We start from the raw sequence: 13,346 nt of genomic DNA, 5'->3' as shown, positions 1-13,346 counted from the left end.
ACGGGTTTCGGTCACAACAGGAGACAAGCATGCACAAGAGAAACGAAGCGATCGGGAATCGAACGCGCGGCGCCCTCGTCGCGCTGGCGGCATGGGGTGTGGCGTCGGCTGCGCTGGCGCAGGACGTGGGCGTCACCGCCACCGAGATCCTGATCGGCGAGGTCCAGCCCATGTCGGGCCCGGCCTCGCTGATCGGCAAGGCCGGCGCGGCAGGTTCCAAGCTGGCGATCGCCGAGATCAATGCCGCGGGCGGCATCAATGGCCGCAAGCTGCGCGCCATCTACGAGGACGACGGCTACGTGCCCGCGCGCTCGGTATCGGCCGTCAAGAAGCTGATCGATTCGGACAAGGTCTTCGGCCTGACCGGAACCACCGGCAGCTCGCACATGGTGGCGATGCTGCCGGCGATCGAGGAGGCGAAGATCCCGACCATCGTGCACATGGCGCCCAACCCGGCGGTGGTGACGCCACGCCGGCCCAACGTCTTCATGATCGGGCCCGACTACGACTATGCGGGCTATGTGCCGATCCGCTACATGGTCGAGAAGATGGGCAAAAAAGGCGGCAAGTTCGCAATCCTCTACCAGGACGACGACTTCGGCAAGGCGCTGCTGGCGGGCTACCAGAAGGCGGTCAAGGAGTTCGGGCTCAACAGCGTGGCCGAGATCTCGTTCAAGCGTGGCGCCAAGGACTTTTCGGCCGAAGTGCTGACGCTGAAGGAAAAGGGCGCCAACGCCATCTATCTGGGCACGCTCACGACCGAGTCGGCTTCGATCATGTCGGAACTGCGGCGCCTCGACATGGATGCGACGCTCGGCACCTTGTGGGCGGGGCAGCTGCCGGCCGCGGTGAAGCTGGCGGCGCCCTCGGGCTACCAGTACCTCATTCCCGACTACTACGCGTCGAACTACGACCCGGCGGGCGTCACGCTGATGGCGTCGGCCAAGAAGCTCCTCGGCGCGGACGACTACGCCAACTTCAACCGCTACACGGTGAGCGGCTATGTCGGCACGATGGTCTTCGCCGAAGGCGTGCGCCGCTGCGGCGCCAACGTGACGCGCACCTGCGTCATTTCGCAACTCGACAAGCTCAAGGACTTCAAGGTCGGCGGACTGAGCGGGCCGGTCTCCTTCGACAACCCGAAGGGCCAGGCCGTGATGCCGATCAAGCTCTTCCAGACCGATCCGGAAAGCGGCACCGTGAAGGCGCTGACCGACTTCATCGCCTACTGAACCGCACGGCCCGACCCGGACTTCATGACGATGCCGAAAACTCCATCCTCCGCCAGCACCGAGCGCTACCGTTCGGCCTTTCGCCCCGGCCTGTTCGAGGGCCGCACGGTCGTGGTGACCGGTGGCGGCAGCGGGCTCGGCCGCTGCGCGGTGCATGAGCTCGTCAGCCTCGGCGCCAACGTCGCGCTGGTCGGACGCCAGATGGACAAGCTCGATGCGGTATCCGCGGAGATCGCCACGATCTATCCGGAGCGGGCAGGCGGCATCACGCGCCATGCCTGCGACATCCGGGACGAGGAAGGCGTGAAGGCCACCGTGGCGGAGATCGTGGCGCGGCACGGCCGGATCGACGGGCTCTTCAACTGCGCCGGCGGGCAGTATCCGGCGAGGCTGCGCGATATCTCGCTCAAGGGCTGGGATGCGGTCGTTCGCAACAACCTGCACGGCACCTTCCTCTTCTCGCGCGAGTGCTACGTGCAGTGGATGGAAGCGCACGGCGGCAGCATCGTCAACATGCTGGCCGACATCTGGGGCGGCCTGCCGGGCATGGGGCACTCGGGCGCGGCGCGCGGCGGCGTGCTGACCTTCACCGAGACCGCGGCCTGCGAGTGGGGCCATGCGGGTGTTCGCGTCAACGGCGTCGCGCCGGGCTGGATCGCCTCGGCCGGTATCGACACCTACGACGAGGGCTACCGCAACGTGTTGCGCGGCCTGCGCGACAAGGTGCCGCTGCAGCGCTTTGGCACCGAGGCCGAGCTGTCGTCGGCCGTCGTGTATCTGCTGTCCGAGGCCGCCGGCTTCATCAACGGCACCGTCATCCGGGTCGATGGCGGCGTGCCGACCGCGCGGCCGACCTGGAAGCTGGAACCGGCCGAGCGCAGCTTCCCGTTCGATGGATTCCCGCAGTACCGGCCGCCCGAGACCTTCGCGGACCGCCAGCCGCCGGGAGCTGCGAAATGACCGCCGAACGTCCCCAGGTCAAGGTCGAGCGAGACGGCGCCGCCTGCCGCCTCACCATCGATCGCGCAGAGTCGCACAACACGATGTCCGACGCCGTGATGCTGGAACTGGTCGATGCGCTGCATGCCGCGGAGTCGATGGAGGGCGTGCGAGCCATCGTCCTCACCGGCGCGGGCGACAAGACTTTCTGCGCGGGCGGGCAGCTCAAGCCGACAGCCGATGGGTCGCCCTTCGCGCTGGAGCCGGGCCGCTTCGACAATCCGGTCGCCGAACTGTTCCGCGCACTGGACAAATGCAACCTGCCGGTGATCGCTCGCGTCAACGGCAGCGCCTTCGGCGGCGGACTGGGCCTGGTCTGCGCATGCGATTTCGCGGTGGCCTGCGACGACGCCATGTTCGGCACCACCGAAGCCAAGGTCGGCGTGTTTCCGATGATGATCCTGCCGCTGCTGATGCGCGTGATCCCACGGCGCCGGCTGCTGGAGATGTGCTTCTTCGCGCACCGTTTCGGCGCCGCCGAGGCCGAGCGCTTCGACATCGTCAACCGCGTGGTGCCGCGCGATGGCCTCGATGCGGTGGTAGACGACATGGTCGCGCGGCTGGCCGCCAACTCGCCGGTGGCGCTGCGCATCGGTCGCCGTGCGATCGGCGCGATCACCGACCTCTCCTACCATGACGCCCTCAACCTCGCGCAGGCCATCCTGCCGGTGCTCTCGCAGAGCGAGGACACGCGAGAAGGCATGAGGGCCTTCGCCGAACGCCGGGCACCCGTCTGGCCCGGACGCTGAGATCGACATGACCGCAGCTGCCACACCCTTGTTGTCCCGTCCCTTGCGGATCGGTTGCGCCAGCGGCTTCTGGGGCGACTCCGAAGCCGGCGCGGCGCAGCTCGTGCGCCACGGGAATGTCGATTTCCTGGTGTTCGACTTCCTCGCCGAGATCACGATGTCGCTGCTGGCGCGGGCCCGGGCGAAGTCGGCGGACGCGGGCTACGCGCCGGATTTCGTCCGCATCGTCGCCGCACTGGCGCCGGAACTGAAGGCGCGCGGGATCCGCGTGGTGTCGAACGCGGGCGGCGTCCATCCGGCCGCCTGTCGCGACGCACTGAAGAAGGCACTCGATGCGCAGGGCGTCGCGATGCGGATCGCGGTCGTCGAGGGCGACGACCTCTCCGTGCAGGCCGACGCGCTGCGTGCGGCCGGAACGCGGGAGATGTTCAGCGGCGCGCCGATGCCCGACAACTTCCTGAGCATCAATGCCTATCTTGGCGCGCAGCCGATCGCCGCCGCGCTCGACGCCGGGGCGGACATCGTCATCACGGGCCGGGTGGTCGACAGCGCCGTCACGCTCGCGCCGCTGGTGCACGCCTTCGGGTGGCGCTGGGACGAATGGGACAAGCTCGCGACCGGCAGCCTCGCCGGCCATCTGATCGAATGCGGCGCGCAGGCCACCGGCGGCATCTTCACCGATTGGGAACAGGTGCCGGGCTGGGACGACATGGGCTTTCCCGTCGTCGAGTGCGCGCCCGACGGCAAGAGCTTCGTTCTGACCAAGCCCCCGGGCACGGGCGGCCTGGTTTCGCCCGGCACGGCGGCCGAACAGATCGTCTATGAGATCGGCGATCCGCGGGCCTACCTGCTGCCGGATGTCTGCTGCGACTTCGCCGATGTGCGGCTGGTGCAGGAGGGCGAGCATCGGGTCCGCGTGAGCGGCGCGAGAGGCACCCCGGCCCCGCCGGACCTGAAGGTCAGTGCGACCCATGCCGACGGATGGCGCCTGCTCGGGACGCTCATGATCGGCGGCCCCCGCGCGGCCGGGAAGGCGCAGCGGGTCGGGGACGCGATCCTCGCACGGTGCCGGCGCCTGCTGGCCGAACGGGGCCTGACGGACTTCGGCGAGACGAGCCTGGAAGTGCTGGGTGCGGAAGGCACCTACGGCCCTCATTCGCGCATGCAGGACAGCCGCGAAGTCATCCTGAAGATCGCCGCACGGCATGGAGAGCGCGCCGCGCTCGAACTGCTGGCGCGCGAGATCGCGCCATCGGCCACCGCCATGGCGCAAGGCATCACCGGCTTTGCCGCCGGCCGGCCGTCGCCATCGCCTGTCGTGCGGCTCTTTTCGCTGCTGGTGGATCGCGGGGAGGTCGAGGCGCGCGTGAGTCTCGATGGAGAGGCGCTGCACTTCAACGAAATCCGGCCAACACTGGCGGGCGACGCGCCACGGCAACCGGACATCCCGGCGCCGCCGCAGCCGCGGATCGACGGGCCGACCGAGCGCGTGCCGCTCCTGCGCATCGCCCACGGCCGCAGCGGCGACAAGGGCGACATGGCCAACATCGGCATCATCGCGAGGTCGCCGGAGGCCTGGCGCGTGCTGCTGGAGGAACTCGACGCAGACAAGGTGGCGGCGTACTTCGCGCATGTCTGCAAGGGCACGGTCAGGCGCTATACGCTTCCGGGCTTTCACGCCCTCAATTTCACGCTGGCCAACGCACTCGGTGGCGGCGGCATCGCGTCGCTGCGCTACGACCCGCAAGGCAAGGCCTTCGCACAGATGCTGCTCGACCTGGAGATCGACGTGCCGACAGCCGTACTCCGGAAACTCTCATGAAACAGAACACCAAACCCGATTCGAGCAACGGCGGCGAAGCCGACAAGGTGACGCCGATCGCCGCCGGCAAACAGACGCCGAGACGATTGCGCCGCGCGGCAGAGATCCTCGCCGCCGCACGCGAGGTCTTTCTCGAAAAAGGCTTCGAGCGTGCGTCGGTCGGCGAGATCGCGACACGTGTGGGCGTGGTCGAAGGGCTGGTGTACTCGTACTTTCCGACCAAGCGCGACCTGCTCAACGAAGTGCTGCGCGGCATGTACGAGCCGCTGATCCAGGACATCGCCGACAGCTTCGCGCGCATCCATGGCCTGCGCAGCCGCCTGCGCTACCTCGTCTGGCGGCACCTGCGCGTCTATGTCGAAGAGCCCAGCCTGTCCCGCATCGTGCTGCACGAGGTGCGCACCAGCCCCGAATACTTCAAGTCGGTGCTACACGACCTGCATGTGCGCTACACGTCGTTCCTGCTGCTGACGGTGCGCGAGGCCATGCAGGCGGGCGAACTGCCGGCCGACACCGATGCCGAGACGGTGCGCAGCATGGTCTACGGCGGCATCGAGCACCGGATGTGGTCGCTGCTCTACGGCAGGGGTTCGATCGATGTGGAAGCCGTGGCGGACAGCTATACCGCCATGCTGCTGCACGGGATCCTGTCGCCGCGCGAGCGCGCGGGCGGCAGCGAAGCCGTGGCGCGCATGGCCAGCCACGGCGACGCGCCGTCGAGCGAAGACATCGAACGCCGCCTGGCGAGGCTGGAGCGCATCGTCGCGCAGGGACTGACACCCGCGCCCGCGCAGACGCCCGTCGTACCCGCTGCCGCCAAGCGGCGCAGGAAGTCGACATGACGCGGATCCGCAAGCTCTTCATCGCCAACCGCGCCGAGATCGCCCTGCGCATCGTGCGGACGGCCACGCGCATGGGCATCGAGACCGTCGTGCCGTGGCACGAGAAAGACCGGGCGGGCCCGGCGCTCGGCGCCGCGACCGAGACCGTCGAGGTGTTCGGCGAGCCGCCGGTGGCTGCGTGGCTCGACGCCCAGGCGATGATCCGCGCCGCGCGCGAAACCGGCTGTGATGCCATCCATCCGGGCTACGGATTCCTGTCGGAGAACGCGGCTTTCGCGCAAGCCGTGGCGGATGCCGGGCTGATTTTCGTCGGCCCCTCGGCCGCCGCGATCGAGTTGATGGGCGACAAGATCAGCGCGCGCCGCTTCGCGATCGGTCACGACGTGCCGGTGACGCCCTCGGCCGACGAGGCCGACGATCCGGCGAGCTTCGCGCAGCGGGCGCGCAGCATCGGCTTTCCCCTGCTCATCAAGGGCGCCGCCGGCGGCGGCGGCAAGGGCATGCAGATCGTCCGGCGAGAGCAGGATCTCGCGGCGGCCATCGACATCGCGCGGGGCGAGAGCCAGCGCTACTTCGGCGATGGCCGCCTGTTCGCGGAGCGCTTCATCGAGCAGCCGCGGCACATCGAAGTCCAGGTGTTCGGCGATGCGCACGGCGCAGTCATTCACCTCGGCGAGCGCGAATGTTCGATCCAGCGCCGCTTCCAGAAACTGATCGAGGAATCGCCGGCGCCCGGGCTCGCCCCGGCTTTGCGCGAGCGCATCTGCAGTGCGGCGGTGCGGCTGGCCTCCGCGGCAGGCTACGTGAACGCCGGCACGGTCGAATGCATCGTGTCGCCCGAGGGCGATTTCTTTTTCCTCGAGATGAACACACGGCTGCAGGTCGAGCATCCGGTCACCGAGATGGTCACCGGGCTCGATCTGGTCGAGCTCCAGCTGAGGGTCGCGCAAGGCGAGCCCCTCGACATCGCGCAGGACGATGTGCGCACCTCCGGACACGCGATCGAATGCCGCATCCTGGCCGAGGATGCGGACGCGGGCTTCGTGCCCGACACCGGGCGCGTCCTGCTGCTGCGTACGCCGCAAGGGCCTGGCGTGCGCTTCGACGGCGGCGTGACCGAGGGCGCGGCGGTCACGGCCGATTTCGACTCCATGCTGGCGAAGCTGATCGTGCATGGCGCGGACCGCCGGCTCGCCATCTCGCGCATGCGCACCGCGCTGGCCGAGACGACGATGCTCGGCGTGACCCTCAACAGCGACTACCTGGCTCGCGTGCTCGCTCATCCCGCCTTCGGGCGAGGCGAGACCGACACCGGCTTTCTCGAGCGGCATCGGGACGAGCTGCGTCCCGCACCGCTCACCGACGGCGAGCGCCGCGCCTTGCTGGCCGTCGCCGCCAGCGCTGCGCCCGACCGCGCGGTGCATCGGGTTCCCGAACCCTACGCCTCCATGGGCGCATGGCGCAACTGAATCAATCGAAGCGATCCTCATGACGACCCTACTTTTCAGCAACGCGCCGGGAGAGCGGCACCAGGTGCACAGGCTTGGTGAGGGCATGCAGGTGGACGATGCGAGGCTCGCAGTCAGGAGCCTCGGCGGGGGCGACTTCATCGCCCCCGTCGACGGCCGCGGCGAGCGCCTGTGCGCGGTGGCGCACGGGGACGCGATCTATGTGCAGCTCAAGGGGCGCGCCTGGCGGATCGATCGCGTGGACGCCACGCGCTCGCGCGGCGGCAGCGCATCGGAAGCCGCGGGCGCTTCGGTCGCGCCGATGCCTGGCGTGGTCGTGTCCGTTCACACCAGCGAGGGCCAGGCCGTGCGGCAGGGCGATCCATTGATGGTCATCGAAAGCATGAAGCTGCAGATGACCATCGGCGCTGCCGCGGACGGTGTCGTCGCCGAACTCCCATTCGCCGTCGGCCAGACCTTCCAGCGCGGCGCGATGCTGGTGCGCATCGCGTCGGGGGAGGGCGAAGCATGAGCCGGATCGAAAGCCGCATCGACACCGGGAGCGAGAGCTTCAGGCAGAACCGCAAGGCCATGCTGGCGCACGTCGAAGGCCTGCGCGCCCGCCTGCGCAAGGCCCGCTTCGAGCGGCCGGAGCGCGACATCGAGCGCCTGCACCGCCAGAACAAGCTCACGGTGCGCGAGCGGCTCGACCTGCTGCTCGATCCGGGCACGCCCTTCCTGGAAATCGGTGCGCTGGCCGCCAACCGTGCCTACGAGGGCGAGGTGCATGGGGCCGGGCAAGTGTCGGGCATCGGGATCATCGCGGGGCGCGAAGTCGTCATCCATGCCGACGATCCCAGCATCAAGGGCGGCGCCTGGTATCCGTTGTCGGTGAAGAAGATCGTCCGCACGCTGGACATCGCGATCGAGAATCGCCTGCCCGTCGTGCACCTGTGCGACAGCGCCGGCGGCTTCCTGCCGCTGCAGTCGGACCTGTTCCCCGACCGGCATGCGGCCGGACGCATCTTCCGCAACCAGTGCACGCTGTCGAAGATGGGCGTGCCGCAGATCGCGGTGGTGCTCGGCCACTGCACGGCTGGCGGCGCCTACATTCCGGCCTTGTGCGACTACAGCGTGATCGTGCGCGGCAATGGCGGCGTCTTTCTGGGAGGCCCCCCGCTGGTGAAGGCCGCGACCGGGGAGGTCGTTTCGGCCGAGGCCCTGGGCGGCGCGCAGATGCACACGACGGTCTCGGGCACCTGCGACTACGCCGCCGACGACGAGCCGCATGCCATGGCCATCGCGCGTGACATCCTCGCCCAGACCACGCCGATCCGCAAGCAGCAGATCGACCGCGTCGATGCCCAGCCGCCGCACTACGACCCGGTCGAGCTGTACGGCATCATCCCGACCGACTGGAAGACCGGCTTCGACATGCGCGAGGTGATCGCGCGCATCGTCGACGGCAGCGAGTTCCACGAGTACCAGCCCGGCTACGGCACCACGATGGTGTGCGGCTTCGCGCGCATCTGGGGGTGCAAGGTCGGCATCCTGGCCAACAACGGCGTGCTCTTCAACGACAGCTCGCTCAAGGCCGCGCACTTCATGCGGCTGTGCGACCGCGACCGCACGCCGCTGGTCTTCCTGCAGAACATCACCGGCTACATGGTGGGTCGCGAGTACGAGGAGCGCGGGATCACAAAGGACGGCGCCAAGATGATCATGACGCAGGTCGGCTGCACCGTGCCCAAGTTCACCGTGATCGTCGGCGGCTCGTTCGGTGCCGGCAACTACGGCATGTGCGGCCGCGCCTTCGACGGCCGCTTCCTCTGGATGTGGCCGCAGTCGCAGATCGCGGTGATGGGCGCCGAGCAGGCCGCCAATACGCTGGCCGAGGTCAAGGTGCGGCAGCTCCAGCGCAAGGGGCACGAGCTCACGGCGGAAGAAATCGCTGCCATTCGCGACCCGGTGCTGAAGAGCTTCGAGGAAGAAAGCGATGCCTACCACTCGACCTCGGAGCTGTGGGACGACGGCATCCTCGACCCGGTCGATACGCGCAATGCACTCGGCATGGCGATCGTCGCTTCGCTCAACGCGCCGTTCAACGAAGACATCGGCTACGGCGTGCTGCGGCTCTGAACGCCGGCCGGACCGCGCAGGAGACCCGCTTTCATGATCACGATCGGCGAAGACACGACCATCGGCAGCGCCTTCCTCGGCGCCGCCCGCCGCTACGGGGGCAATGCCTTCCTCGCGGTGCCGGCAAACCCTTCGCGCAGCTATGCGGCGGGAGGGCGGGAGATCAGCTACGCCGACGCGGCGGCGGAGGTCGAGCGGCTGATGCGCGTCTACGCGGAGGCCGGATACGGCGTCGGCCATCGCGTCGGCCTGCTGCTGGAGAACCGCCCCGAGCACCTGCTGCACAAGCTGGCGATGAACGCGCTGGGCATCTGCTGCGTGCCGCTGAACCCCGACCACAGGGCCGGAGAGATGGCCTTCGTCATCGATCACGCGCGCATCGACATGGTGGTGGTGACTGCGTCGCTCGAGCCGCTGCTGCGCGGCGCGATGAGCGAGTCGACGCGGCAGCCCCTGCCGGCCCGGCTGGACGCCTTCGACAGGATCCCCTCGCCACAGGTTCGCGCGGCTTCCACGACCCCCGGCCCCGAGACACCGGCCAGCGTGCTCTACACGAGCGGCACCACCGGCCGGCCCAAGGGCTGCGTGCTCTCGCATCGCTACGAACTGGCCGCCGGCGCCTGGTACGCGACGCGCGGCGGGCTGGCGACTTTCGGCGAGGGCAGCGAGAGGATCTACAACCCGCTGCCGCTGTTCCACGTCAACGCGTCGATCTTCTCGTTCTTCTGCGCGATGCTCAAAGGCAATTGCCAGATCCAGACCGACCGGTTCCAGAGCTCGCGCTGGTGGACCGAGGTGCGCGAGACGCGTGCGACCGTCGTGCACTACCTCGGCGTGGTCGTCCCGATGCTGCTGGGGCTGCCGCCTTCGCCGCAGGACCGCGACCACAGGGTGCGTTTCGCGATCGGTGCCGGCGTCGAGCCGCAGCGGCACGCGGTTTTCGAGCAGCGCTTCGGCTTTCCGCTGATCGAGATCTGGGGCATGACGGAGATGGTCCGTGCGCTGATCGACAACGCGGCCCCGCGCCAGGTCGGCACGCGCGCCTTCGGCCGTGCGCAGCCCGGGGTCGACGTCCGTGTGGTCGACGATGCCGATGTCGATGTGCCCGATGGCACCGATGGGGAGCTGATCGTGCGCCACTCGGCCGCGACGCCGCGCAAGGACTTCTTCAGCGGCTACCTCGACGACCCGGCCGCGACCGAGACGGCCTGGCGCGGCGGCTGGTTCCACACCGGCGACATCGTCAACCGCTCCGCCGACGGCATGCTGCGTTTCGTCGACCGGCGCAAGAACATCATCCGCCGCTCGGGCGAGAACATCGCAGCCGCGGAGGTCGAGGCGCTGCTGCAGACRCATTCGCTGGTCGAGCAGGTCGCGGTGCTGGCCGCACCCGACGAGATCCGCGAGGAAGAAGTGCTGGCCTGCATCGTCCTGCGGCAGAACGCCATGGAGGATGTCGATGCTGCCGTGAAGGCGCTTTTCGACTACTGCAATGCGAGGCTGGCGTACTACAAGGCGCCGGGCTGGGTCTGGATCACCGACCGCATCCCGACCACCGCCACGCAGAAGATCCAGAAGCACCAGATCTTTCCACCGGGTGTCGACCCACGCGAGCTGGCCGGCATGCGCGACCTGCGCAGCTGGAAGAAGCGGGGCTGAAAAGAAGGAACCGCCATGCCGATGCCTCCGCTCTTCCAGCGCGCGCTGTCGCTTCCCGCGATCGGGTCGCCTATGTTCCTCGTGTCGTTTCCGCCCCTCGTCACGGCACTGTGCAAGGCGGGCGTGGTCGGGACCTTCCCGCATGTCAATGCCAGGCCGCAGCCGCAGCTCGATGCATGGCTGGACGAGATCGAGCGTGAGCTTGCGGCCTTTCGGGCATCGAACCCCGATGCGGTCGTCGCGCCGCATGGCATCAACCTGATCGTGCATCGCACGAACCCGCGCTTCGAGCCCGATCTCGAAGTGGTCGTGCAGCACCGCGTGCCTTTCGTCATTACATGCCTGGGCAATCCGGCGCCGGTGGTGGAGGCAGTGCACGCCTACGGAGGCACGGTCTTCTGCGATGTCACCAGCGCCGACCATGCGCGCAAGTCGCTGCATGCCGGGGTCGACGGCCTGATCTGCGTCGGCGCCGGGGCGGGCGGACATGCGTCGAGCCAGAGCGGGTTTTCGATGGTGCGGGAGATCCGCGAGTTCTGGGATGGCTGCCTGGTGCTGGGCGGGGCGATCAACGACGGCTGGCAGATCCGCGCCGCCGAGGCGCTGGGTGCCGATCTGGTCTACATGGGCACGCGCTTCCTCGCGACGAAGGAGTCGCAGGCGCAGGACGCGTACAAGCAGATGGTGGTCGATTCGAGAGTGAGCGACCTGGTCTACACCGACCGCTTGTCGGGCGTGCATGCCAACTACCTCCGTCCATCGATCGAGCGCTTCGGCATCGACGTCGACACGCTGCCGCCCAAGGCGCCCGACATGAGCGCGCTGACCAACTCGGAGGCGCGGCTCTGGAAGGACCTGTGGAGCGCGGGGCAGGGCATCGCGACCATTCACGACATCCCCACGGTGGCGCAACTCGTGGAACGCATCGGGGCCGAGTACCGCGCGGCCTGCGCCCTGCCGCCCAGCCCGGCATTGGCGAAGCCGCTTCGATGACTTCAACGCCCGTCGACTTCTGGTTCGACTTCGCGTCGCCCTACGGCTATTTCATGGCCGAGAAGATCGACGCCGTCGTGGCCCGGCATGGCCGGCGCGTGCGATGGCGGCCGGTGATCCTGTTCGCCGTCCTGCGCGCGCTGGACCTCCCGGCGCCGATGGGCAGCGAGGTCAAGCGCGAGTACATGTGGCACGACTTCGAGCGTTCGGCCCGATTCCTCGGCGTTCCGTTTTGCATGCCGGCGGGGTTTCCGGCCGTCACGCAGAACGTGGCGCGTGCCTTCTATCTGCTGGAGCAGATCGATTCCTGCGGCGCGATCGACTTCGCGCGTGTCGCGATGCGGGGCTATTTCGTCGAGGGTGCGGACCTGGGCGATGCGATGCAGTCGGCGCGATGGGCATGCGGCGTGAATCCGGCGCTCGGCGATCCGGCGGACTTCGTATCGCGTCTGCGGGCCGACGACGCGCGGGCGATGCTGGCATCGGCCGTCGATGACGCGGTGCGGGAACGGGTGTTCGGTTCGCCAACGGTCGTGATCGACGGCGAGCGTTTCTTCGGCGTCGATCGCCTCCCGCAGATCGAAGCCTGCCTTGCGGGGACTCTATGAACGAATCGAGCTCAGATGCGCACGTGCTTGTCCATGTCGAAGGCGCGGTCGGCGTCATGCGCTTCAATCGCGCCGCGACGCTCAACACCCTCGACATCCCGATGCTGCTGGCGATGGAAGCCGCGCTCGGCGAACTGGAGGCGAACGATGCGGTGCGGGTCGTCGTGCTGACCGGCGCGGACGACCGTGCCTTCCTCGCCGGCGGCAACATCGCCGACCTCGACAGCCGGCGCGGCCTCCGGCATTACCAGGAGTTCGGCGCCATCGTGGCCCGGGTGTTCCAGCGCTTCGAGGCATGCCCGAAACCCACCGTGGCGGCGGTCAATGGGTGGGCGCTCGGCGGCGGGATGGAACTGCTGCTGTGCACGGACATCCGCCTGATCGCGGAGGATGCGCAGATCGGCCTGCCCGAGATCAAGCTCGGCCTCTTTCCCGGCGGTGGCGGTTCACAGCGTTTGATGCGCCAGATGCCCCTGTGCCAGGCCAAGCGCCTGATGTTTCTCGGCGAGCCGGTGTCGGCGCGGGAGGCCGTGACGCTCGGCCTCGTCAATGAATCGGTGCCGCGCGAGGAACTCATGCGCACGGCCATGGCGCTCGCCCACAAACTGGCCGCGAGGGCGCCGCTCGCGCTGAAGATGCTGAAGAGCGCCATGCACCAGGGCGCCGACATGCCGCTGGACAATGCCCTGCAGTACGAGCGGGCGATGATCAGCCTGGTCTTCGACAGCCATGACGCGCACGAGGGCTGTGCGGCCTTTCTCGAAAAGCGCCCGGCCCGGTTCCAAGGCACCTAGATCTGCGGCGATCGCCTGCCGCCAGCAGACTTGCAGGCATCGGCGCAGAATCCCTCGTCCA

The 13,346-nt window shown here is 68.5% G+C and carries 12 protein-coding genes; all 12 read left to right on the top strand.

Translation table 11 applies throughout. The features are described from left to right. The first annotated feature begins 29 nt into the window (after positions 1 to 29). From AC1DF3_RS17375 to AC1DF3_RS17320, 12 genes are read left to right on the top strand one after another with little or no spacing between them, the layout of a single operon-like run. Positions 30 to 1,232 carry an ABC transporter substrate-binding protein gene (locus AC1DF3_RS17375; RefSeq protein ID WP_478140312.1) on the top strand — a complete coding sequence of 401 codons (1,203 nt, stop codon included), beginning with the start codon at positions 30 to 32 and terminating at the stop codon, positions 1,230 to 1,232. 30 nt (positions 1,233 to 1,262) lie between these two features. Then, complete coding sequence (locus AC1DF3_RS17370; RefSeq protein ID WP_478140311.1) at positions 1,263 to 2,192, top strand: SDR family oxidoreductase; 930 nt, start codon at positions 1,263 to 1,265, stop codon at positions 2,190 to 2,192. Then, entirely contained in the window at positions 2,189 to 2,980 is a 792-nt protein-coding gene (locus AC1DF3_RS17365; protein ID WP_478140310.1) for an enoyl-CoA hydratase-related protein, read from the top strand. The genes AC1DF3_RS17370 and AC1DF3_RS17365 overlap by 4 nt, the downstream gene beginning before the upstream one ends. 7 nt (positions 2,981 to 2,987) lie before the next feature. Further along, entirely contained in the window at positions 2,988 to 4,802 is a 1,815-nt protein-coding gene (locus AC1DF3_RS17360) for an acyclic terpene utilization AtuA family protein (protein WP_478140309.1), read from the top strand. Next, a complete protein-coding gene (locus AC1DF3_RS17355; protein WP_478140308.1) occupies positions 4,799 to 5,644 on the top strand; it encodes a TetR/AcrR family transcriptional regulator in 846 nt (281 codons plus the stop codon). Before AC1DF3_RS17360 ends, AC1DF3_RS17355 begins: the two co-directional genes overlap by 4 nt. Further along, positions 5,641 to 7,113 (top strand): acetyl-CoA carboxylase biotin carboxylase subunit, encoded by a 1,473-nt coding sequence (locus tag AC1DF3_RS17350; RefSeq protein WP_478140307.1) that lies wholly within the window; start codon positions 5,641 to 5,643, stop codon positions 7,111 to 7,113. The genes AC1DF3_RS17355 and AC1DF3_RS17350 overlap by 4 nt, the downstream gene beginning before the upstream one ends. A 19-nt stretch (positions 7,114 to 7,132) precedes the next feature. Continuing rightward, positions 7,133 to 7,624 (top strand): acyl-CoA carboxylase biotin carboxyl carrier protein subunit, encoded by a 492-nt coding sequence (locus tag AC1DF3_RS17345; protein WP_478140306.1) that lies wholly within the window; start codon positions 7,133 to 7,135, stop codon positions 7,622 to 7,624. Further along, on the top strand, positions 7,621 to 9,231 hold the full coding sequence (locus tag AC1DF3_RS17340; protein WP_478140305.1) for an acyl-CoA carboxylase subunit beta: 1,611 nt from the start codon (positions 7,621 to 7,623) through the stop codon (positions 9,229 to 9,231). The genes AC1DF3_RS17345 and AC1DF3_RS17340 overlap by 4 nt, the downstream gene beginning before the upstream one ends. Before the next feature lie 33 nt (positions 9,232 to 9,264). After that, complete coding sequence (locus AC1DF3_RS17335) at positions 9,265 to 10,890, top strand: AMP-binding protein (protein ID WP_478140304.1); 1,626 nt, start codon at positions 9,265 to 9,267, stop codon at positions 10,888 to 10,890. Positions 10,891 to 10,905: 15 nt separating this feature from the next. After that, positions 10,906 to 11,883: an NAD(P)H-dependent flavin oxidoreductase gene (locus AC1DF3_RS17330; protein ID WP_478140303.1), complete on the top strand. Its 978-nt coding sequence runs from the start codon at positions 10,906 to 10,908 to the stop codon at positions 11,881 to 11,883. Further along, positions 11,880 to 12,491 carry a DsbA family protein gene (locus AC1DF3_RS17325; protein WP_478140302.1) on the top strand — a complete coding sequence of 204 codons (612 nt, stop codon included), beginning with the start codon at positions 11,880 to 11,882 and terminating at the stop codon, positions 12,489 to 12,491. Before AC1DF3_RS17330 ends, AC1DF3_RS17325 begins: the two co-directional genes overlap by 4 nt. Further along, entirely contained in the window at positions 12,488 to 13,285 is a 798-nt protein-coding gene (locus tag AC1DF3_RS17320) for an enoyl-CoA hydratase/isomerase family protein (RefSeq protein WP_478140301.1), read from the top strand. The genes AC1DF3_RS17325 and AC1DF3_RS17320 overlap by 4 nt, the downstream gene beginning before the upstream one ends. The last annotated feature ends 61 nt before the right edge of the window (positions 13,286 to 13,346 follow it).

It is taken from the genome of Variovorax sp. 10N432, assembly GCF_056394465.1.
This window is presented reverse-complemented; position numbering and strand designations above follow the sequence as displayed.

Bases quoted from the DNA above. Each gene is read 5' to 3' on its own strand.
- AC1DF3_RS17375 (WP_478140312.1), top strand. From the start codon at position 30: ATGCACAAGAGAAACGAAGCGATCGGGAATCGAACGCGCGGCGCCCTC.
- AC1DF3_RS17355 (WP_478140308.1), top strand. From the start codon at position 4,799: ATGAAACAGAACACCAAACCCGATTCGAGCAACGGCGGCGAAGCCGAC.
- AC1DF3_RS17320 (WP_478140301.1), top strand. From the start codon at position 12,488: ATGAACGAATCGAGCTCAGATGCGCACGTGCTTGTCCATGTCGAAGGC.
- AC1DF3_RS17345 (WP_478140306.1), top strand. From the start codon at position 7,133: ATGACGACCCTACTTTTCAGCAACGCGCCGGGAGAGCGGCACCAGGTG.
- AC1DF3_RS17325 (WP_478140302.1), top strand. From the start codon at position 11,880: ATGACTTCAACGCCCGTCGACTTCTGGTTCGACTTCGCGTCGCCCTAC.
- AC1DF3_RS17330 (WP_478140303.1), top strand. From the start codon at position 10,906: ATGCCGATGCCTCCGCTCTTCCAGCGCGCGCTGTCGCTTCCCGCGATC.
- AC1DF3_RS17360 (WP_478140309.1), top strand. From the start codon at position 2,988: ATGACCGCAGCTGCCACACCCTTGTTGTCCCGTCCCTTGCGGATCGGT.
- AC1DF3_RS17365 (WP_478140310.1), top strand. From the start codon at position 2,189: ATGACCGCCGAACGTCCCCAGGTCAAGGTCGAGCGAGACGGCGCCGCC.
- AC1DF3_RS17350 (WP_478140307.1), top strand. From the start codon at position 5,641: ATGACGCGGATCCGCAAGCTCTTCATCGCCAACCGCGCCGAGATCGCC.
- AC1DF3_RS17370 (WP_478140311.1), top strand. From the start codon at position 1,263: ATGCCGAAAACTCCATCCTCCGCCAGCACCGAGCGCTACCGTTCGGCC.
- AC1DF3_RS17340 (WP_478140305.1), top strand. From the start codon at position 7,621: ATGAGCCGGATCGAAAGCCGCATCGACACCGGGAGCGAGAGCTTCAGG.